Annotated in this window: 13 protein-coding genes; 3 read left to right on the top strand and 10 right to left on the bottom strand. The window is 63.1% G+C overall.

Features of this window, described 5'->3' with window-relative positions:
- Nucleotides 1–2: 2 nt before the first annotated feature.
- The 10 genes from bglA to AC0L2P_RS12640 form a co-directional block, all read right to left on the bottom strand.
- Nucleotides 3–1,631 (bottom strand): beta-galactosidase BglA, encoded by a 1,629-nt coding sequence (gene bglA, locus AC0L2P_RS12685; protein WP_473501561.1) that lies wholly within the window; start codon nt 1,629–1,631, stop codon nt 3–5.
- Complete coding sequence (gene glgX / locus AC0L2P_RS12680; protein WP_473501559.1) at nt 1,621–3,654, bottom strand: glycogen debranching protein GlgX; 2,034 nt, start codon at nt 3,652–3,654, stop codon at nt 1,621–1,623. Before glgX ends, bglA begins: the two co-directional genes overlap by 11 nt.
- On the bottom strand, nt 3,654–5,282 hold the full coding sequence (locus tag AC0L2P_RS12675) for an alpha-D-glucose phosphate-specific phosphoglucomutase (protein WP_473501558.1): 1,629 nt from the start codon (nt 5,280–5,282) through the stop codon (nt 3,654–3,656). The genes glgX and AC0L2P_RS12675 overlap by 1 nt, the downstream gene beginning before the upstream one ends.
- 3 nt (nt 5,283–5,285) lie before the next feature.
- Nucleotides 5,286–6,731, bottom strand: coding sequence for a glycogen synthase GlgA (glgA, locus tag AC0L2P_RS12670; RefSeq protein ID WP_473501557.1), 1,446 nt, complete (start codon nt 6,729–6,731; stop codon nt 5,286–5,288).
- Nucleotides 6,732–6,734: 3 nt separating this feature from the next.
- Nucleotides 6,735–8,000 (bottom strand): glucose-1-phosphate adenylyltransferase, encoded by a 1,266-nt coding sequence (glgC, locus tag AC0L2P_RS12665; RefSeq protein ID WP_473501556.1) that lies wholly within the window; start codon nt 7,998–8,000, stop codon nt 6,735–6,737.
- Between the two features lie 35 nt (nt 8,001–8,035).
- Nucleotides 8,036–10,249 carry a 1,4-alpha-glucan branching protein GlgB gene (gene glgB / locus AC0L2P_RS12660; RefSeq protein ID WP_473501555.1) on the bottom strand — a complete coding sequence of 738 codons (2,214 nt, stop codon included), beginning with the start codon at nt 10,247–10,249 and terminating at the stop codon, nt 8,036–8,038.
- Nucleotides 10,250–10,394: 145 nt separating this feature from the next.
- Entirely contained in the window at nt 10,395–12,863 is a 2,469-nt protein-coding gene (locus tag AC0L2P_RS12655; RefSeq protein ID WP_473501554.1) for a glycogen/starch/alpha-glucan phosphorylase, read from the bottom strand.
- A 174-nt stretch (nt 12,864–13,037) separates the two neighbouring features.
- Nucleotides 13,038–13,820, bottom strand: coding sequence for an ATP-binding cassette domain-containing protein (locus AC0L2P_RS12650; RefSeq protein ID WP_352470952.1), 783 nt, complete (start codon nt 13,818–13,820; stop codon nt 13,038–13,040).
- Between the two features lie 2 nt (nt 13,821–13,822).
- Nucleotides 13,823–14,884, bottom strand: a complete 1,062-nt coding sequence (locus tag AC0L2P_RS12645) for an ABC transporter permease (RefSeq protein ID WP_473501552.1) — start codon at nt 14,882–14,884, stop codon at nt 13,823–13,825.
- A 155-nt stretch (nt 14,885–15,039) separates the two neighbouring features.
- Nucleotides 15,040–16,017 (bottom strand): substrate-binding domain-containing protein, encoded by a 978-nt coding sequence (locus AC0L2P_RS12640; RefSeq protein ID WP_473501598.1) that lies wholly within the window; start codon nt 16,015–16,017, stop codon nt 15,040–15,042.
- 267 nt (nt 16,018–16,284) lie between these two features.
- Between AC0L2P_RS12640 and AC0L2P_RS12635 the strand changes: the two genes are divergently transcribed.
- From AC0L2P_RS12635 to AC0L2P_RS12625, 3 genes are read left to right on the top strand one after another with little or no spacing between them, the layout of a single operon-like run.
- On the top strand, nt 16,285–17,514 hold the full coding sequence (locus AC0L2P_RS12635; RefSeq protein WP_473501550.1) for an ROK family transcriptional regulator: 1,230 nt from the start codon (nt 16,285–16,287) through the stop codon (nt 17,512–17,514).
- Nucleotides 17,515–17,516: 2 nt separating this feature from the next.
- Nucleotides 17,517–17,963, top strand: a complete 447-nt coding sequence (locus AC0L2P_RS12630; RefSeq protein ID WP_473501549.1) for an RbsD/FucU family protein — start codon at nt 17,517–17,519, stop codon at nt 17,961–17,963.
- The gene (locus AC0L2P_RS12625) at nt 17,960–18,883 is read left to right on the top strand and encodes a carbohydrate kinase family protein (protein WP_473501548.1); all 924 of its coding nucleotides are present in this window, start codon (nt 17,960–17,962) and stop codon (nt 18,881–18,883) included. Before AC0L2P_RS12630 ends, AC0L2P_RS12625 begins: the two co-directional genes overlap by 4 nt.
- Nucleotides 18,884–19,106 lie beyond the last annotated feature (223 nt).

Here is a 19,106-nt window from a genome sequence, read left to right as displayed (position 1 = left end):
GATCAGCCGATCCGGCCGAGGAAGCAGCCGAGCGGCGGCAGCGACAGAGTTCTTTGCTGCAAGACCCCGTCAGCACCGCCAAGATCTATCGGCTCTATCGCTTCCAGATCCGGCGGCAATTGCCAGCCGGCCGGCTCGTCGGCGAAATTGAAGACGCAGAGCAGCTTTTCGTCACCGCCTTCGCGAATGAAAGCAAGGACATCGCCTTCGGCATCGAGGAACAGGATCGAGCCTCGAACCAGCGCCGGGTGCCGCTTGCGCAAGGCCAGCATCGCCCGGTAGCTCGCCAGGACGGAGGTTTGTTCGCCGTCCTGGAGGTCGACCGTCCGGGCGCGATGGCTTGCCGGGACCGGAAGCCACGGCTTGCCAGTTGAAAAGCCGGCATTGTCGGCGCCAGCCTCCCAGACCATCGGTGTTCGGCACCCATCCCGCCCCTTGATTGCCGGCCAGAAGCGGATGCCGAAAGGATCGCGCAAATCCTCGAACGCCAGTTCGGCCTCCTCCAGCCCGAGCTCCTCGCCCTGGTAGAGGCAGATCGATCCGCGCAAGCAGGAAAGCAGCACGATCGAGAATTTCGCCACCCTGTCCGGATCGCCGCCCGGCCTTGTCCAGCGGCTGACATGGCGCACGACATCGTGGTTGGAGAATGCCCAGCAAACCCAGCCGTCGGAAACGGCGGCCTCGAAGGCCTCAACGCTGCCGCGCACATGCGCGGCCGAGAATTGCGCGCCGAGCAGGTCGAAGGTGTAGCACATCTGGAGCTTGTCGCCGCCGCCGGTATAGGCGGCGAGTGTCTGCAACGAACGGGTTTCGTCGCCAATCTCGCCGACCGCGGCGCGGCCTTCATATTCGTCAAGCAAGGCCCGGAAGCGCCTGAGGAAGGCAAGGTTTTCCGGCTGGCTTTTGTCGAACAGATGCTCCTGATAGAGATAGGTGCTGATTGCGGTATTGGTGCCGGCGACGCTTTCCGCCAAAGGCGGGTTGCTGCGCAGCCAGCGGTCGTGGACATAATAGTTGACCGTATCCAGCCGGAAGCCGTCGACGCCGCGCTCGAGCCAGAACCGCACCGTTTCCAGCAAGGCGTCCTGCACCTGCGGATTGTGGAAATTCAGGTCTGGCTGCGAGGCGAGGAAATTATGCAGGTAATATTGCCTGCGCGTTGCGTCCCATTCCCAGCCCGGACCGCCGAAAAGCGACAGCCAGTTGTTGGGCGCGGTGCCGTCGGGCTTCGCATCGGCCCAGACGTACCAGTCGGCCCTGGGGTTGTCGCGGCTCGCGCGGCTTTCGACGAACCATTCGTGCCGATCCGACGAATGCGACAAGACCTGGTCGATGATCACCTTCAGGCCGAGCCGGTGCGCCTCTTCAATCAGCGCGTCGAAATCCTCTGATGTGCCAAACATCGGATCGACGGCGCAGTAATCCGAAACGTCGTAACCCATATCGGCCATTGGCGACTTGAAGAAAGGCGACAGCCAAACGGCGTCGACACCGAGCGATGCGACATGGGCCAGCCTCGAGGTGACGCCGCTGAGATCGCCGCTGCCGTCGCCTGTCGTATCCTGGAAGGAGCGCGGGTAGATCTGGTAGATGACGCAGCCGCGCCACCATTCGGCATTGTCAGCCATCATGGCTCTCCTCTGCGCCCGCCTGCGCGGTCCTGCGTTCGATGATGAACATGACCGTTCGCCCAGGCACCGGCCGTGAGATATCGGCAGCATCCGGTTCGATGGCTGGGCGCCAATGAAAACCCGTCCGTTCCGGCAGCGTGAACATGCAGGCCCGGCGGTCGCCATTGATGACCACCGCAAGGCGACTGTCCTCATCGCCACCGAGAACCATGACCAGCCGATGCCGCCTAACGTCGTGCCAGGCTGCCTCGTCAAGCGGCACGCCGGTTTCAGTCAGCCAGGCTACATCTGGGATTTCCGACCCCGCAGGCGGTTCTCCGGCGAGAAAGCTTGTGTCCAAAAGCGCCGGCACGGCACGACGCATCTTGGCGAGCAGAGCGGTGTACCGCTCGAGCGCCTGGTCGCGCCCGGCCCAGTCGAGCCAGGTGATGTCATTGTCCTGCGCGTAGGCGTTGTTGTTGCCGCGCTGCGTGCGGCCGAACTCGTCGCCGGCCGTCAGCATGATCGTGCCGCGCGAGGCAAAGAGCGTCGCCAGCAGCGCGCGCTGGTCATCGAAACGGGCCGTAACGATTGACTGGTCGCCGGTCTCGCCCTCGAGTCCATTGTTCCAGGACAGGTTGTCGTCGTGGCCATCGCGGTTCTGTTCGCCATTGGCGTCGTTGTGCTTGTGCGCATAGGCAACGCTATCGGCCAGTGTCATGCCGTCATGCGCGGCGATGAAGTTGACGCTGCGGCTCGTTGTCTGGCCTGCTTTGGCAAAGACGTCGGACGAACCGGCAAGCCGCGTCGCCAGCGCACCGATCATGCCGTCGTCGCCGCGCCAGAAGCGGCGGATATCGTCACGGTATCTGTCGTTCCATTCGAGGAACGGCGGCGGAAAATTGCCGAGCTGATAGCCATCCGGTCCGATGTCCCAGGGCTCGGCTATCAGCACCCGGTCGGCAAGAACAGGGTCGTTGCGAATGGCGTTCAGCAGCGGCGCATCGGCGTCGAAAACGCCGTCCACGCGGCCAAGGATCGGCGCTAGGTCGAAGCGGAACCCGTCGACACCGGCGCGCTGGACAAAGTGGCGAAGCGTGTCGAGGACTATTTCCCGGACGACCGGATGATCGCAGGCGACCGTATTGCCGGTTCCGGTGTCATTGACCAGAGCGCCGTCGGTCTCGTGCCGGTAGTAGGCGCGGTTGTCGAGCCCGCGCAGCGACAATGTCGGGCCGAGCCGGTCGCTTTCGCCCGTGTGATTGAACACCAGGTCGAGAATGGTGCCGATGCCGACCTCGCGCAGCGCGGCGACCGTTCCGCGCAACTCGGCCAGACCGCCAGGCGCCAGTCGCGGATCGAGCGTCATGAAGGTCACGGGATTATAACCCCAGGCGTTGCGCAGACCGAGCGGCGGCAAATGCCGCTCGTCGATTGATGCGGTCACCGGCATCAACTCAACGGCTGCGACGCCGAGTTTTTGCAGATGCTCGACAACAAGAGGGTGAGCGAGGGCTGCAATGGTGCCGCGTTGCTTCTCGGGAATGTCAGAATGCAGCTTTGTGAAGGCGCGTACCGGCACTTCGTAAATAAGGCCGCCAGGCCGAAACAGCGGCGGCAAGGCGAGCAAGGGTTGCGGCAAGGCGCCGGCAATTGTCTTCGGCATCAGCGACGCCGTGTCGGGCCCCTCGCCCCGGCGCGCGGCCAGCCGGCCGTCATAGGCATAGGGCCTGTCGATCTCGACGGCATAGGGATCGGCCAGCAGCTTGTCGGGATCGAACCAGAGCCCCTGTTCCGGCGCGTAGTCGCCATCGGCACGGAACCCGTATCGGGTGCCGGCGGCGAGACCGGCAACAAAAAGTGCGTGGACGCCCTCGCCTTCCGACTGGAGTTCCAGCCGGTCGACTTCGCGGTTGCCGTGTTCGTCGAAAATCGAGACGCAGATGCGCCGAGCCGACGAGGACCACGCGGCGAAGCGAATGCCGCCCTCCCCGGCAAGCCCGCCAAATCGCGGACGATAGCCGGTGGATATTCCAGACGACATCAGGTGATGACGCTCGGCTTGGCGCGGCCTGTATGGCTGCGAATCCCGGCAATGTCGTCCGCCGCCGCAATCAGATCGGCAAGCGCCTCCTGCGTGTCGAGGTCGTGGCGGTTCTTGTCCGGCTCGTAGCGCTCGACGTAAAGACGTAGCGTCGCGCCCGAGGTGCCGGTGCCGGACAGGCGGAAGACGACGCGCGAGCCGCCTTCGAACAACACCCTGATGCCCTGGTTCCTGCTGACCGAGCCGTCGACCGGATCGTGATAGGCGAAATCATCGGCGCTGGCGATGGTCATGCCGCGCACGCTGGTGCCAGGCAGCGAGCCAAGCTTGGCGCGCAGCTCGCCGACAAGCGCGTTGGCACGGTCGGTCTCGACCTCTTCATAGTCGTGGCGCGAGTAGTAGTTACGGCCATAGGCCGCCCAATGCTGGGTGACGATCTGCCTGGCGCTTTCGCCGCGCACGGCAAGGATGTTGAGCCACAAAAGCACGGCCCACAGGCCGTCCTTTTCGCGGACATGGTTGGAGCCGGTCCCGGCACTTTCCTCGCCGCAGATTGTTGCCATGCCGGCATCGAGCAGATTGCCGAAAAACTTCCAGCCGGTCGGCGTCTCGTAGATGCCGATACCGAGCTTTTCCGCGACCCGGTCGGCAGCACCGCTAGTCGGCATCGAACGGGCGATGCCTTTCAGCCCGGCCTTGTAGCCCGGCGCCAGATGGGCGTTGGCGGCGAGCATGGCCAGCGAATCCGACGGGGTGATGAAAATGCCCTTGCCGATGATCAGGTTGCGGTCGCCATCGCCGTCGGAGGCAGCGCCAAAGTCTGGCGCAGCCGGGCCCATCATCTCGTCATAGAGGTGTTTTGCATGCACAAGATTGGGATCGGGATGGTGGCCGCCGAAATCCGGCAGCGGGATAAAATTGCGGGCGGTGCCGTTGGGCGCACCGAGCCGGTTTTCGAGGATCTCCTTGGCGTAGGGGCCGGTCACCGCATGCATGGCGTCGAAGCGCATGCGGAAGCCTGATTTGAACAGCGCCCGCAAGGCGTCGAAATCGAACAGGCTTTCCATCAGTTCGGCATAGTCGGCGACCGGATCGATGATTTCGACGGTCATGTCAGCCGCCTTGACCGTGCCGATCGTGTCGATGTCGACCGGCCCGATATCGGCGATCTTGAAGCTCGAGATCGCCTTGGTTTTTTCGAAGATCGCGTCGGTCAGCTTTTCCGGCGCCGGGCCGCCATTGCCGGCATTGTACTTGATCCCGAAATCCTCATGTGGGCCACCCGGATTGTGGCTGGCCGACAGGATGATGCCGCCGAAGGTCTTGTATTTGCGGATGACATGCGAAGCGGCCGGCGTCGACAAGATGCCGCCCTGCCCGACCATCACCTTGCCGAAGCCGTTTGCCGCGGCCATGGCGATGGCCTTCTGGATGACCTCGCGGTTATAGAAGCGGCCGTCGCCGCCGATCACCAGGGTTTTGCCATCTAATCCGTCCAGCGCGTCGAAGATCGACTGGATGAAGTTCTCGGCATAGTGCTCCTGCTGGAACACCGGGACTTTCTTGCGCAGCCCGGAGGTGCCGGGCTTCTGGTCGGGATAGGGTTTGGTGGCGACGGTGCGGATCATCAGTCAGGCAGCCCTTTTCGAAAGCAGCAAGCGATAGAGTTGGACATATTTTTCGGCGCTTGTGTCCCACGACACGTCGGCCTTCATGCCTTGCCGCTGCATGGACGCCCACACCGCGGGATTGGCATGCGCCTCGACAAGGCGGCGGACGGCGTGCAGCAAGGCGCCGGCATCCGCGGGCGCGAACTGGAAACCGGTCGCCACGCCGGCAGAGATGGCGGCTTCGTTGGCATCGATGACCGTGTCGGCAAGGCCGCCGGTGCGCGCGACGATCGGCACGCAGCCATAGCGCAGGCCGTAAAGCTGCGTCAGCCCGCAAGGTTCGAAGCGCGACGGGATGATGATGGCGTCGCAGCCGCCCTGCATGATGTGGGAGAGCCCCTCGTCATAGCCGACGACGACGCCGATGCGACCGCGATGGCGGGCGGCGGCGGCAAGCAGCGCGCCTTCGAGGCCGGCGTCGCCGGACCCTAGGATAGCCAGGCGCGCACCCCTGGCAACGATCCCGTCGACGGCAGCCGCCAATATGTCCATGCCCTTTTGCCAGGTCAGCCGGCTGACGACGCAGACGATCGGGGTGTCATCGCGATCGAGGCTGAAACGGTCCTCGACCGCGGCCTTGTTGGGCATTCGCGCCTTAAGCGTCTTTGCCGTGTAGTTGGAGACCAGATGCTTGTCGGTTTCCGGGTTCCAGATCTCGGTATCGATGCCGTTGACGATGCCATGGAGATCGACGGAGCGCATGTTGATCAGGCCGTCGAGGCCCATGCCGAATTCGGGCAAGCGGATTTCCTGCGCATAGGTCGGGCTGACCGTGGTGATCGCCCACGCCGCCTGCAGACCGGCCTTGAGGAAGCCGACGCCGCCATAATATTCGACGCCGTCGAGAGCCATCGCCGCTGCCGGCAGGCCAAGCTCGCCAAAAATGCCGGCGCCGAACTGGCCCTGGAAAGCGAGGTTGTGCACGGTGATCATCGACGGCGTGCCGACCGCCTTGCCGTAGCGCATGTAGGCGAGCGTCATTGCCGACTGCCAGTCATGGGCATGGACGATATCGGGCAGGTAGCCCGAGATCGCGCCGCCGGCAATATCACCGCCTACCTGGCTCAAGGCCGCGAACCGGCGCCAGTTGTCCGGCCAGTCGGCGCCGGTCGCGTTGCCGTATGGGCCGCCGGGACGGTCGAAAAGATGCGGCGCGTCAAGCACGAACAGGTCGAGCCCGGCGATCTGGACGGCATGCACCGAAGCCTTGCCGCCCTGCAGCAATGGATATTGCTGAACCGCCTTCTTTTTCCTGAAGGCGCCCATCACCTGAGGATAGCCGGGGACGAGCGTGCGCATGGTGACGTCCTTGCCGGCCAATGCCACGGGCAAGGCGCCGGTTACGTCGGCGAGCCCGCCGGTCTTGACCAGCGGAAAGATCTCGGGCGCCACCGACAGAACCTGCATGCACTACGATCCCAGCCTGTTGATCATGTCCTGCGTGACGAGGCAGATACCTTTTTCCGAAACGCGGAAGCGCTTGGCGTCGAGATCGGGATCCTCACCGACCACCAGACCCTCGGGGATCGTGACGCCGTGATCGATGACCACGCGCTTCAGCCTGGCGTTGCGGCCGACATGGACGTCGGGCAGCATGACGACTTCCTCCAGCGTCGAATAGGAATTGATGCGCGCGCCGGTGAAGATCAGGCTTCGCTTCAGCGAAGCGCCCGAAACGATGCAATCGCCCGACACGAGAGACGACACAGCCGACCCGCGGCGGCCATCCTCGTCATGCACGAATTTTGCCGGCGGCTTCAACTCGGCGTAAGTCCAGATCGGCCAGTCGCGGTCGTAAAGGTCGAGTTCCGGCGTGATGTCGGTCAGGTCGATGTTGGCTTCCCAATAAGCGTCGACCGTGCCGACGTCGCGCCAATAGGCCTCGTTCTCGGCGGTCGAGCGAACGCAGGATTTGGCGAAGCGATGCGCGATCGCCTTTCCGTGCTCGACGATGTAGGGGATGATGTCCTTGCCGAAGTCGCGGCTCGAGCCAGGCTCCGCCGCATCGCGACGCAATTGCTCCATCAGGAACTTGGTCTTGAACACATAGATGCCCATCGAGGCCAGCGCAAAATCCGGCTTGTCGGGAATGCCCGGCGGATCGGCTGGCTTTTCGATGAAGGAGATGATGGTGTCCTTGGCGTCGACATGCATGACGCCGAAGCCGGTCGCTTCCATGCGCGGCACTTCGAGGCAGCCGACGGTGACGTCGGCGCCGGCCTCGACATGCTGGCGCAGCATCATTTCGTAGTCCATCTTATAGACGTGGTCGCCGGCCAGGATGACCATGTATTCGGGGCCATAGGCCTCGATGATGTCGATGTTCTGGTAAACGGCGTCGGCGGTGCCCTCATACCATTGCGTTTCCGACACACGCTGGCTGGCCGGCAGGATGTCGAAACTCTCGTTACGTTCGGGCCGCAGGAAGTTCCAGCCGCGCTGCAGGTGGCGGATCAGCGAATGCGCCTTGTACTGGGTGGCGACGCCGAGGCGGCGGATACCGGAATTGAGCGCATTGGATAGCGCGAAGTCGATGATGCGGGTCTTGCCGCCGAAATAGACCGCCGGCTTGGCGCGACGGTCGGTCAGTTCCTTGAGCCGGCTGCCACGGCCCCCGGCCAGCACATAAGCCATGGCGTCGCGTGCTAGCGGCTGTGTTCGCTTTATTTCAGCCATTCCTATCCTCCCAGGTTAGATGCTCCAGACATAGCTCAGTCCGGGACGAATTCGAGCATGATCGTTGACAGCGGCGGCAAAAGCATCTTCGCCGAAATGCCTCCTCCTTCCGCCTGAGCCTCGACGACCCCGCTATTGCCCTTGCCGGAACCGCCATAATCCGTGGCATCGGTGTTGATGATCTCGCGCCATTTTCCGGCCTGCGGCAACGGCACACGGTAATTCTCGCGCGGCACCGGCGTGAAGTTGGAAATGACGGCGACCGGATTGCCGCCCGCCGCGCTGCGCAGCCAGGCAAATACCGAGTTCGCGCTGTCATCGACGATCAGCCAGGAAAAGCCCTCGGGCTCGCAGTCACGGGCATGCAGCGCCGGGCGCGAGCGATAGAGATAGTTAAGGTCGCGCACCGTCTGCCAGACGCCGCGGTGGAGCCGGAAATCGAGCAGGTTCCAGTCGAGCGCGCGCGCCTCGCTCCACTCGCGGCGCTGCGCGAACTCCTGGCCCATGAACAATAGCTTCTTGCCGGGATAACCCCACATGAAGGCGTAGTAGGCGCGCAGCGTCGCGAATTTCTGCCAGTCGTCGCCGGCCATCTTGTTGAGCAGCGTGCCTTTGCCGTGCACCACCTCGTCATGGGACAGCGGCAGCACGAAATTCTCGCTGAAAGCGTAGACCAGGCCGAAGGTGATGTCATTGTGGTGATGCTTGCGGAAGATCGGCTCCTTGGAGAAATACTCCAAAGTATCATGCATGAAGCCCATGTTCCACTTGAAGCCGAAGCCCAGTCCGCCTTCATGCACCGGCTGCGAGACTTTCGGCCACGAGGTCGATTCCTCTGCGATGGTCATCACACCCGGATGATGGCCGTAGACCTCCTTGTTCATACGCTGCAGGAAGCTGACCGCTTCGAGGTTCTCGCGCCCGCCCTTCTCGTTGGGAATCCATTCACCGGCCTTGCGCGAATAATCGAGATAAAGCATCGAGGCGACCGCGTCGACGCGCAGTCCGTCGACGTGATATTTCTCTGCCCAGAACAGCGCATTGTTGACCAGGAACGAAATCACTTCGCGGCGCCCGAAATTATAGATCGCGGTGTTCCAGTCGGGATGGAAGCCCTTGCGCGGATCGGCATGCTCATAGAGCGCGGTGCCGTCGAACTTTGCCAGCCCGTGCTCGTCGACCGGGAAATGCGCCGGCACCCAGTCGAGGATGACACCGATGCCTGCACGGTGGGCGCCGTCGACGAAGCGGGCAAAACCGTCCGGATCGCCAAAGCGGGCAGTCGGCGCATAGAGACCCGTCGTCTGGTAGCCCCAGGACGGGTCATAAGGGTGTTCGGAGATCGGCATGAATTCGATGTGGGTAAAACCGGTCTCGACCACGTAAGGGATCAGCCTGTCGGCGAGCTCGTCCCACGATAGGAAGCTGCCGTCGTCGTGAAGCCGCCATGACCCGGCATGGACCTCGTAGATCGATACGGCTTCGCGCCTGTGGTCGGCATTGCGCCAATAGTTCCGGTGCGCCTCGTCGCCCCATTCATGCGCCGGCGGCAGCGCCGTCACCGAGGCGGTGGCCGGGCGCAGTTCGGACTTGAAGGCGAACGGATCGGCCTTGAGCGGCAATCTCACGCCATTCGGCCCGATGATTTCATACTTATACGGGCGGCCAGCGCCGATGTCGGGAATGAACAGCTCCCAGATGCCGGTGTCGCGGCGGACGCGCATCGTATGCCTGCGGCCGTCCCACTCGTTGAAGTCGCCGACCACCGAGACGCGCCTTGCATTGGGCGCCCATACGGCGAAATGTACGCCCGATGCACCTTCATGGTCGATGAGATGGGCGCCGAGCTTGTCGAACAGCCTGAGATGCGATCCTTCGGCGATGTAATAATCGTCCAGCGGGCCGAGCACGGGGCCGAAGGAATATGGATCGGTCAGCCACCAGTCACCACCGGAATTCCTGGCATGATAGCGCAGCGGCTGGCGTTTGCGCAGCGACAGTTTGCCTTCGAAGAAACCGCGATCGTCGCGTCTCGACAGCTCGCCGGCCTTCTTGCCGGTCAGCGTGTAGGCGGTGACGAACTCGGCATGAGGGACGAAGCAGCGGGCGACAAAGCCCTTCCCCGCCTCATGCACGCCAAGCACGGCAAACGGGTCGCCGTGCGTGCCGGCGACAATCGCCGCGACATCGCCGGCTGGCGCCAGTCCGTCCGGCCCGCTTGTCGCAAGGGTCGCGCGCGGCTTGCTCATCAGGCAGTGTCCTTCCCCGGGCACCAAGTGTGTGTTTCTAGTGAAGTTTTGAATTCGACAGTCGCAGGCCGCCCGACCTTCCAAGGGATGCGAAGGTCAAATCACTCCACTAGGGCCACATTGTTCCTGGTCTCATGCAATCACATCAGGCGGGCACGTGCCAGATGTCTTTCGCATATTGGCGGATCGTCCGGTCGGACGAGAACCAGCCGACGCGCGCGACGTTGCGGATGGCTCGGGCGTACCAGTCCGGGCTGTTGCGCCAAACGGCATCGACGTCGCGCTGAGTGGCGGCGTAGGCATCGAAATCCGCGGCGACCATGAACCAGTCGCTCTGGTAGAGACCGTTGATCAGGTCGCGATAACGGTCCGGATCGCCAGGTGAAAAGACCCCGGATGAAACCGCGGCAAGCGCCTGCGCCAATTCAGGCGATCCCTCGATTACGGCGCGCGGATCATAACCATTGTTGCGCCGCTCGGCGACCTCATCGGTGGTCAGGCCGAAGATGAAGATGTTGTCGTCGCCGACGCATTCCTTGATCTCGACATTGGCGCCGTCGAGCGTGCCGATGGTCAGCGCGCCATTCAGCGCGAACTTCATGTTGCCGGTGCCGGACGCTTCCATGCCGGCGGTCGATATCTGCTCCGAAAGATCGGCGGCCGGCATCATGATCTCGGCAAGGCTGACATTGTAGTTCGGCACGAACACCACTTTCAGCAAACCGCGCACCGCGGGGTCGCGGTTGATGACCCGGGCGACGTCGTTGGCAAGTTTGATGATCAGCTTGGCGTTGTGATAGCTGGGCGCCGCCTTGCCGCCGAAGAATTTGACCCGGGGCATCCAGTCGCGCTCCGGATGCGAGCGGATCTGGTCGTAAAGCGCGACCGCTTCGAGAATGTTCAAGAGCTGGCGCTTGTATTCGTGGATGCGCTTGACCTGGATGTCGAAAAGCGCCGAGGGGTCCACCTTGATGCCGAGCCGGTCGGCAACGAGATTGGCAAGCCTCGTCTTGTTCGCCCGTTTGACGGCGGCGAACTTGTCGCGGAAGGCGGCGTCCTCGGCGAAAGGATCAAGCCGCTTTATCTCGTCGATGTCGTCGAGGAAGCCGTCGCCAATCGCCTCGCGGGTGAGTGCAGTGAGGCCGGGATTGCACTGTATCAGCCAGCGCCGCGGTGTGATCCCGTTGGTCTTGTTGTTGATGCGATCCGGGTACAGCCTATGGAGGTCGGCAAACACCGTCTCCTTCATCAATTCCGTATGCAGTGCCGACACGCCGTTGATCGAGTGCGAGCCGACAAAGGCCAGATTGCCCATACGCACGCGGCGATCGCCATTTTCCTGGATCAGCGAGATGCGGCTGATCTGCTCGTCCGAGAACTGGTCGGAAGCGCGCGCCTCGAGCAGCACCTCGGCGTTGATGGCGTAGACGATCTGCATGTGGCGCGGCAATAGCCGCTCGAATAGCGGCACGGGCCAGCTTTCCAGCGCTTCGGGAAGCAGCGTGTGGTTGGTGTAGCCGAAGGTGCGCTTGGTGATGCTCCAGGCCTGGTCGAAATCCATGCCGTGGACATCCATCAACAGGCGCATCAACTCGGGGACGGCGATGGCCGGATGGGTGTCGTTGAGATGGATCGCCGCCTTGTCGGGCAGCGATTGCAGGTCGCCATACTGGCTGAGATGACGCTGGACGATGTCCTGCAGCGAGGCGGTGGAGAAGAAATACTCCTGCCTGAGCCGCAGCTCCTGGCCCGCCTTGTGGGAATCGGCCGGGTAAAGGACGCGCGACAACGCATCGGCCTTGTTGCTTTCGGCGAGCGCGCCGATGTGATCGCCGGCGTTGAACTTGTCGAGCAGGATCGGGTCGACCGGCATGCCGGACCACAGACGCAGCGTGTTGACGCGGTTGGCGCGCCAGCCGACAACCGGCGTGTCGTAAGCAACGGCCAGAACGTGCTCGGTCGGTTTCCAGACGTGGCGCTCAAGCCTGCCGTCCTTCGAGGTGATCGATTCCACCGAGCCGCCGAAGCCGACCTCGAAGGAACGTTCGCGGCGCTCGAATTCCCACGGGTTGCCGTGGTCGAGCCATGTCTCGGGCAGCTCCACCTGCCAGCCGTCATGGATCTCCTGCCGGAACATGCCGTTGGCGTAGCGGATGCCGTAGCCATGCGCGGGTATATTGACGGTCGCCATGCTTTCCATGAAGCAGGCGGCGAGCCGGCCAAGACCGCCATTGCCAAGGGCAGCGTCGGGTTCGAGCGCTGCAATGATGTCGAGGTCGACGCCAAGCGACGACAGCGCCTCGCACATGTTGTCCATCAGGCCGAGATTGGAGAAGGCATCGCGCATCAGGCGGCCGATGAGGAATTCCAGTGACAGGTAGTAGACGCGCTTTTCCTGCTGGGCGTAGGCCTCTTGGGTCGCCTGCATCCAGTGATCGACGATGCGGTCGCGCACAACCTTGATCGAGGCGGTGAGCCAATCGTACTGGGTTGCAACGTTGGTGCCCTTGCCAACCCTGTATTTGAGCGCCTGCAAGACTTCCTCGGCGAGCGTCTTGGGATCCGGGTTTTCGAGCGTGGGCAGAGGAGCTTCGGTTGTCATCGCGCGCGTCATGCTGCCTCTCGTGACGTTGCCAGGATCATACGGCTTTCACCATCTCTGCCAATGCTAGTGCATCCCACCGGATGTTCAATCGATTCAGGTGACCGCAAGCCGGGTTGCCCTGCGGCAATTTGGCATTTGGAAACAACGCATTTGGGCCCCTCGGCGATGGGCTCAAGTTCTTGCTCAAGCCGCCAGCGCCGCTTCCGGCGGCACCTTGGCGCCGGTCATGAAGGCGACGGCGTCGGACATGGTATACTGCTTCGGATCGATAACGCAGAGGCGACGGCCGAGCCGGTGAATGTGGATGCGGTCCGCCACCTCGAAGACATGCGGCATATTGTGTGAAATCAAAACGATCGGCAGGCCCCGCTTCTTCACGTCGAGGATCAATTCGAGCACGCGGCGGCTCTCCTTGACGCCAAGTGCCGCCGTCGGCTCATCCATGATTACCACGCGGCTGCCGAAGGCAGCGGCCCGCGCCACCGCCACACCCTGACGCTGGCCGCCGGAAAGCGTTTCCACCGCCTGGCTGATGTTCTGGATGGTCATCAGGCCAAGCTCGGTGAGCTTGTCGCGGGCGCGCTTTTCCATCGCCGGGCGGTCGAGCATGCGCAGCCATTCGCCGAGGAACCCCGGCTTGCGAATCTCCCGGCCGAGAAACATGTTGTCGGCGATAGACAGGGCCGGTGACAGGGCCAGGTTCTGATAGACTGTCTCGATGCCGGCCTCGCGGGCCTCCATCGGCGATTTGAAGGCGACGGGCTTGCCTTCCAGTCGTATCTCACCTTCGTCGGGCACGACCGCGCCGGAAATCGCCTTGATAAGCGACGACTTGCCGGCGCCATTGTCGCCAATGACGGCAAGGATTTCGCCCGGATAGAGGTCGAAATCGGCATTGTCGAGGGCGGTGACGCGACCGTAGCGTTTGACCAGACCTCGTGCGATGAGGATGGGTTCCTGGGTCATGGCTATGCCGAAACCTTTCTGATCCATTGATCGATCGCCACGGCGCCGATGATCAGCACGCCGGTGAGCAGCACCTTCCACTGCGGATCCGCGCCCAGCATGTTGAGGCCCATCGAGACGACGCCGACGATCATGGCGCCGAACAGCGTGCCGAGGATGGAGCCGCGCCCGCCGAACAGCGAAATTCCGCCGATCACCGTCGCGGTGATGGCCTGAAGATTGTAGTCGGTCACGGCGGCGGAAGGAGAGATCGAGCCATTGCGGCCGATCGAGACCCAGGCTGCGAAGGCGGCGATCAGCCCGGCAAGGGCATAGACCGTCATCAGCACCTTCTTCGTCTGGATGCCCGACAGTTTCGCAGCCTCCTGATCGTCGCCAACCGCGTAGACATGGCGGCCCCATGCGGTGTGGTTGAGCACGTACCAGAGGACCAACACGAGAACGACCATAGCAATGACGCCAAGCGTCAGCACGGCCGTTCCGACCTTAAAGCTCAAGGCAAACAGGTGCAGCAGAGGCGCCTGGACGTCGACGTCGGTGTCGCGGATCGTCTCATTGGCCGAATAGATGAAGTTGGTGGCCATGACGATGTTCCAGGTGCCGAGCGTCACGATGAAGGGCGGCAGCTTCATGTAGGCGACCAGCACCCCGTTGAGCAGGCCGCACGCGCCACCGGCGAGAAGCCCGATCGTTACCGCGAGCACGGCCGGCATACCGTAGCTGACCGCGCAATTGCCCATGATCACAGCCGAAATCACCATGATCACGCCAATCGACAGGTCGATGCCGGCGGTCAGGATCACCAGCGTCTGCGCAGCGCCCAGAATGCCGACAATGGCGATCTGCTGAAGGATCAGTGTCAGCGTATAGGATGAAAAGAAACGCCCGCCGATGGTGAGGCCAAAAATAATGATCGCCAGAACCAGCACGATAAGCGGCACCGCGGCCGGCGTGGAATGCAGAAAATGCTGGGCACGCTTGACAGCCGATTTATGCTCGTCGAATGCGGCGACGCTTGTGTCGCTGCTCGACAGAACCTTTTCGAATTCTTGTGCTTGAGCCATGTTTCCTCCCCTGGGCTTCGGCCAACCGCCGACGCCGTCCACGCCTTCCGGTCTGCCGCCGGGACTATTGGCGTTTAGATCGGCACATCGTCCACCCTGAGCGGCCGGGGATCAAGCCCCCGGCCGATCGCGATCTGTTGCCGGTCAGGCCAGGCTCAGCCCCAGCACTTGGCGAGGCCTTCCTTGGTGTCGATGGACTTCACACCGTTGGCGGGCTTGTCGGTGACAAGGTTGACGCCGGTATCGAAGAAGTTCTTGCCTTCGGTCGGCTTCGGCTTCGTCCCGTCCTTGGCGAAAGTGGCGATCGCCTCGATGCCGAGCGCCGCCATTTGCAGCGGATATTGCTGCGAGGTAGCGCCGATCACGCCTTCGGCCACCGATTTCACGCCGGGGCAGCCACCGTCGACCGAGACGATCAGCACCTGGCTTTCGAGACCGACGGCCTTGAGCGCCTGGTAGGCGCCGACAGCTGCGGGCTCATTGATGGTGTGGATGACGTTGATGGTGTTATCCTTCTGCAGAAGGTTCTCCATCGCCTTGCGGCCACCCTCCTCATTGCCGTTCGTCACGTCGTGGCCAACGATGCGCGCATCGTCCTCGTCGCCGATCTTGTTGGGGTCCTTCACGTCTATGCCGTAGCCCATCATGAAACCTTGGTCGCGCAGCACATCCACCGTGGGCTGCGACGGCGTCAGGTCGAGGAAGCCGATCTTGGCATCCTTGGCCTTATCGCCAAGCGTCGCGGCGGCCCATGCGCCGATCAGCTTGCCGGCTTCCAGATTGTCCGTCGCGAAGGTCGCGTCAGCCGCATCGATCGGATCAAGCGGGGTGTCGAGCGCGATCACCAACAGCCCGGCGTCCCGCGCCTTCTTCACGGTCGGCACGATGCCCTTGGTGTCGGACGCGGTTATGAGGATACCCTTGGCGCCGTCGGCGATACAGCTCTCGATTGCAGCCACCTGGCTCTCGCTGTCGCCGTCGATCTTGCCGGCGTAAGTCTTGAGATCGACGCCAAGCTCCTTGGCCTTGGCCGTCGCACCTTCCTTCATCTTGACGAAGAAGGGATTGGTGTCGGTCTTGGTGATCAAGCAGGCGCCGACACCGGCGGCCGATGCCGTCGACGCAAAGGCCATCAGGCTCAGTCCGGCCGCGGCAAACACGGTGGATTTCAACAGTTTTGACGTGGTCACGATTTTCCTCCCATGGAACCATTTAGGATGCCGGCCAACCGGCATCTGCAGCGCGTCCGACGAAATCTCCCAGTGTCGGCGCCGATCTCAAGAGACACCAGTCCGCCAGCAGTGTCAATAATTAAATCACTCTTATTTATTATTGACAACGCAGGATTGTTCACTCACTCTAGACCAAAAGCGTTGAGGGGAAACGACGGGAGGAACAGGGTGGAGACCGGCATTACGAGGCACGGCTCGCCCGATGCGGCCGAAAGCCGCCTGCACCGCGGCACCAATCAAAGCGGCATGCGGGACCACAATGAGCGGCTAGTGCTATCGCTGGTGCGCCAGCACGGCAGCCTGGCCAAATCCGACATTGCACGTATGACCGGCCTCTCGGCGCAGACAGTGTCAGTCATCATGCGCGAGCTGGAAGAGGACGACCTGCTCGTCCGCCAGGCGCCGTTGCGCGGCAAGATCGGCCAGCCCTCGATACCTATGGCGCTCAATCCCGATGGCGCCTATTTCATCGGCCTGAAGATCGGCCGCCGCAGCGCCGAGCTGGTGCTGATCGATTTCCTCGGCAATGTGCGCTCGATGCTGCAGCATTCCTACCGCTATCCGGCGCCGCGCGAGACGGTGGAATTCGTCACAAGCGGCATGAAGAAGATGCGCGGCGAACTCACCCCGGCGCAGGACAAGCGCATTGCCGGGCTTGGCATTGCCATGCCGTTCGAATTGTGGAACTGGGCCGACACTGCGGGCGCACCGCGCGAAATCATGGACGAATGGCGCCATCGCGACATCCGCGCCGACATCCAGGCGCAATGCGAATTTCCAGTCTATCTGCAGAACGACGCCACCTCGGCCTGCGGTGCCGAGCTCGTGTTTGGCCACGCGGCGGGTGCGGCACGCGATTTCGTCTATTTCTATATCGGCGCCTTTGCCGGAGGCGGCATCGTGCTGAACGGCCGGTTGTTTGGCGGCCCGACGGGCAATGCCGGCGCGCTGGGCTCGATGCCGGTGCCCGGGCCGGACGGCAAGCCGACGCAGTTGATCGACGTGGCGTCGATCGCCATGCTGGAAAAGGCGCTCAACGGCCGCGGCGTCGATGCCTCGCATCTGTGGACATCACCGGAAGACTGGGGCGAGATCGGCGCCGAGCTCGACGACTGGCTCGCCAGCGCCTCGCAGGCGCTCGCCTATGCCATCGTTTCGGCGTCCTCCGTCATCGATTTCGAAGCGGCGGTGATCGACGGATGGATGCCGCTCGCCGTGCGCAGGCGGCTTGTCGATGCCGTCATCCACGCCATCGGCCGGATCGACGGCGAGGGCCTGAGGCTCCCGGCCGTTCGCGAGGGAACGGTCGGCATCCATGCGCGGGCGCTGGGTGGCGCCAGCCTGCCGTTATCGGAGCGCTTCCTCATCGGCTCGACCACGATTTCCCGGAGCTTCTGAGCATGCTGATCGGCATCCCGGCGCTGCTCGGCCCGGAGCTTCTGGCGATATTGCGCGCCATGGGCCATGGCGACGAGATTGCCCTGGTCGACGGCAATTACCCGGCCGAGCAGCAGGCGCAACGGTTGATCCGCGCCGACGGTCATCATCTCGTACCGGTGCTCGATGCCATATTGAGCGTGTTGCCTGTAGACGACGCCGTGCCGCAGGCGTTGTTTCGCGCCTCGGCCAAAGGCGATCCCCTACTCGCCGACCCGGTTCACCACGAGATGGAAGCGATCTGCGCCAGGCGTGCGCCGGGCCGCAAGGTGGTTGCTCTTGCCGGCGCCGACTTCTATGCACGGGTCAAGGCCGCGCACGCAATCGTCGCGACGAGCGAGCCGCGGCTTTATGCCAACATCATCATTCGCAAGGGCGTGATCTATCCGCCGGAAAGCAAGACTTCATGATCCTCTGCTGTGGCGAAGCCCTGATCGACATGCTGCCGCGGACCACGACGGAGGGCGAGCCGGCTTTTGCGCCTTATGTCGGCGGTGCCGTCTTCAACTCGGCAATTGCGCTTGGCCGGCTCGGCGCGCCCGCTGCCTTCTTCTCCGGCCTGTCGTCCGATCTGTTCGGGGGCCAGCTCAGGGAGGCGCTGGGAGCCAGCAAAGTCAGTTCCACCTATGCGCACACCTCGCCGCGGCCAACCACGCTCGCCTTCGTGCGCCTCACCAACGGCCAGGCGACCTACACCTTCTACGACGAGAACACCGCCGGGCGCATGCTGACCATCGAGGAGCTGCCGGAACTCGGCAGCGAGATCGAGGCGATGCTGTTCGGCGCCATCAGCCTGATCTCGGAACCGGCCGGGTCGGCCTATGAGGAGTTCATGCGACGCGAGCATGAGCGCCGCGTGATGATGCTTGACCCCAACATCCGGCCAAACTTCATTCCGGACAAGGCTAGGCATCTCAGGCGTATCCGCAACATGATGGCGATGGCCGACATCGTGAAACTGTCGGACGAGGATCTGAACTGGTTCGGCGAAGCCGGCGCGCATGAGGACGTCGTCCGCAACTGGCTGGACCGCGGTCCGAAGCTGATTGTCGTCACCCATGGCAGCGAGGGCGCGGTCGGTTATAGCCGCCAACACCGGGTCATGGTCGTGCCGGACAAGGTCGAGGTGGTCGATACGGTCGGCGCCGGCGACACATTCAATGCCGGCATTCTTGCCTCGTTGCACGAACAGGGTTTGCTCTCGAAGACGGCAGTCGCCAGTTTGCCGGAAGACGCCATCCAAAAGGCGCTGACGCTCGGCGCCAAGGCCGCGGCGGTGACGGTATCGCGGGCCGGCGCCAATCCGCCATGGCGGCATGAACTCGCCTGACCGGCTGGCAACACGCTCACGGACCTGGCCGCCGCGATCACTTTATGTTTCGCCGACCGGCGGGGCGGCTGTGAAAGTCCATATCGAGCCGGCCGAAGCCCGGATTTCCCCGCGTTTAAGAGGGCAGATCGGAAATAAGAGGTAACAGGCTGCGACACTTGAGCAATTCAGGGTTTTGCCCTGCGGCTTTCTCGGCCGGGCCAAGTCTGCTACCAGCGGCCGG

It is taken from the genome of Mesorhizobium sp. WSM4836, from assembly GCF_055811815.1.
Note: the sequence above shows the minus strand (reverse complement) of the source record. Positions and strands in the feature narration are given on the sequence as shown.

Coding starts and splice junctions, on each gene's coding strand:
- AC0L2P_RS12675 (WP_473501558.1), bottom strand. CDS start 5,282: ATGATCCGCACCGTCGCCACCAAACCCTATCCCGACCAGAAGCCCGGC.
- AC0L2P_RS12655 (WP_473501554.1), bottom strand. CDS start 12,863: ATGACGCGCGCGATGACAACCGAAGCTCCTCTGCCCACGCTCGAAAAC.
- AC0L2P_RS12640 (WP_473501598.1), bottom strand. CDS start 16,017: ATGGCCTTTGCGTCGACGGCATCGGCCGCCGGTGTCGGCGCCTGCTTG.
- glgX (WP_473501559.1), bottom strand. CDS start 3,654: ATGTCGTCTGGAATATCCACCGGCTATCGTCCGCGATTTGGCGGGCTT.
- AC0L2P_RS12650 (WP_352470952.1), bottom strand. CDS start 13,820: ATGACCCAGGAACCCATCCTCATCGCACGAGGTCTGGTCAAACGCTAC.
- AC0L2P_RS12630 (WP_473501549.1), top strand. CDS start 17,517: ATGCTGATCGGCATCCCGGCGCTGCTCGGCCCGGAGCTTCTGGCGATA.
- glgC (WP_473501556.1), bottom strand. CDS start 8,000: ATGGCTGAAATAAAGCGAACACAGCCGCTAGCACGCGACGCCATGGCT.
- AC0L2P_RS12645 (WP_473501552.1), bottom strand. CDS start 14,884: ATGGCTCAAGCACAAGAATTCGAAAAGGTTCTGTCGAGCAGCGACACA.
- AC0L2P_RS12625 (WP_473501548.1), top strand. CDS start 17,960: ATGATCCTCTGCTGTGGCGAAGCCCTGATCGACATGCTGCCGCGGACC.
- glgB (WP_473501555.1), bottom strand. CDS start 10,249: ATGAGCAAGCCGCGCGCGACCCTTGCGACAAGCGGGCCGGACGGACTG.
- bglA (WP_473501561.1), bottom strand. CDS start 1,631: ATGATGGCTGACAATGCCGAATGGTGGCGCGGCTGCGTCATCTACCAG.
- glgA (WP_473501557.1), bottom strand. CDS start 6,731: ATGCAGGTTCTGTCGGTGGCGCCCGAGATCTTTCCGCTGGTCAAGACC.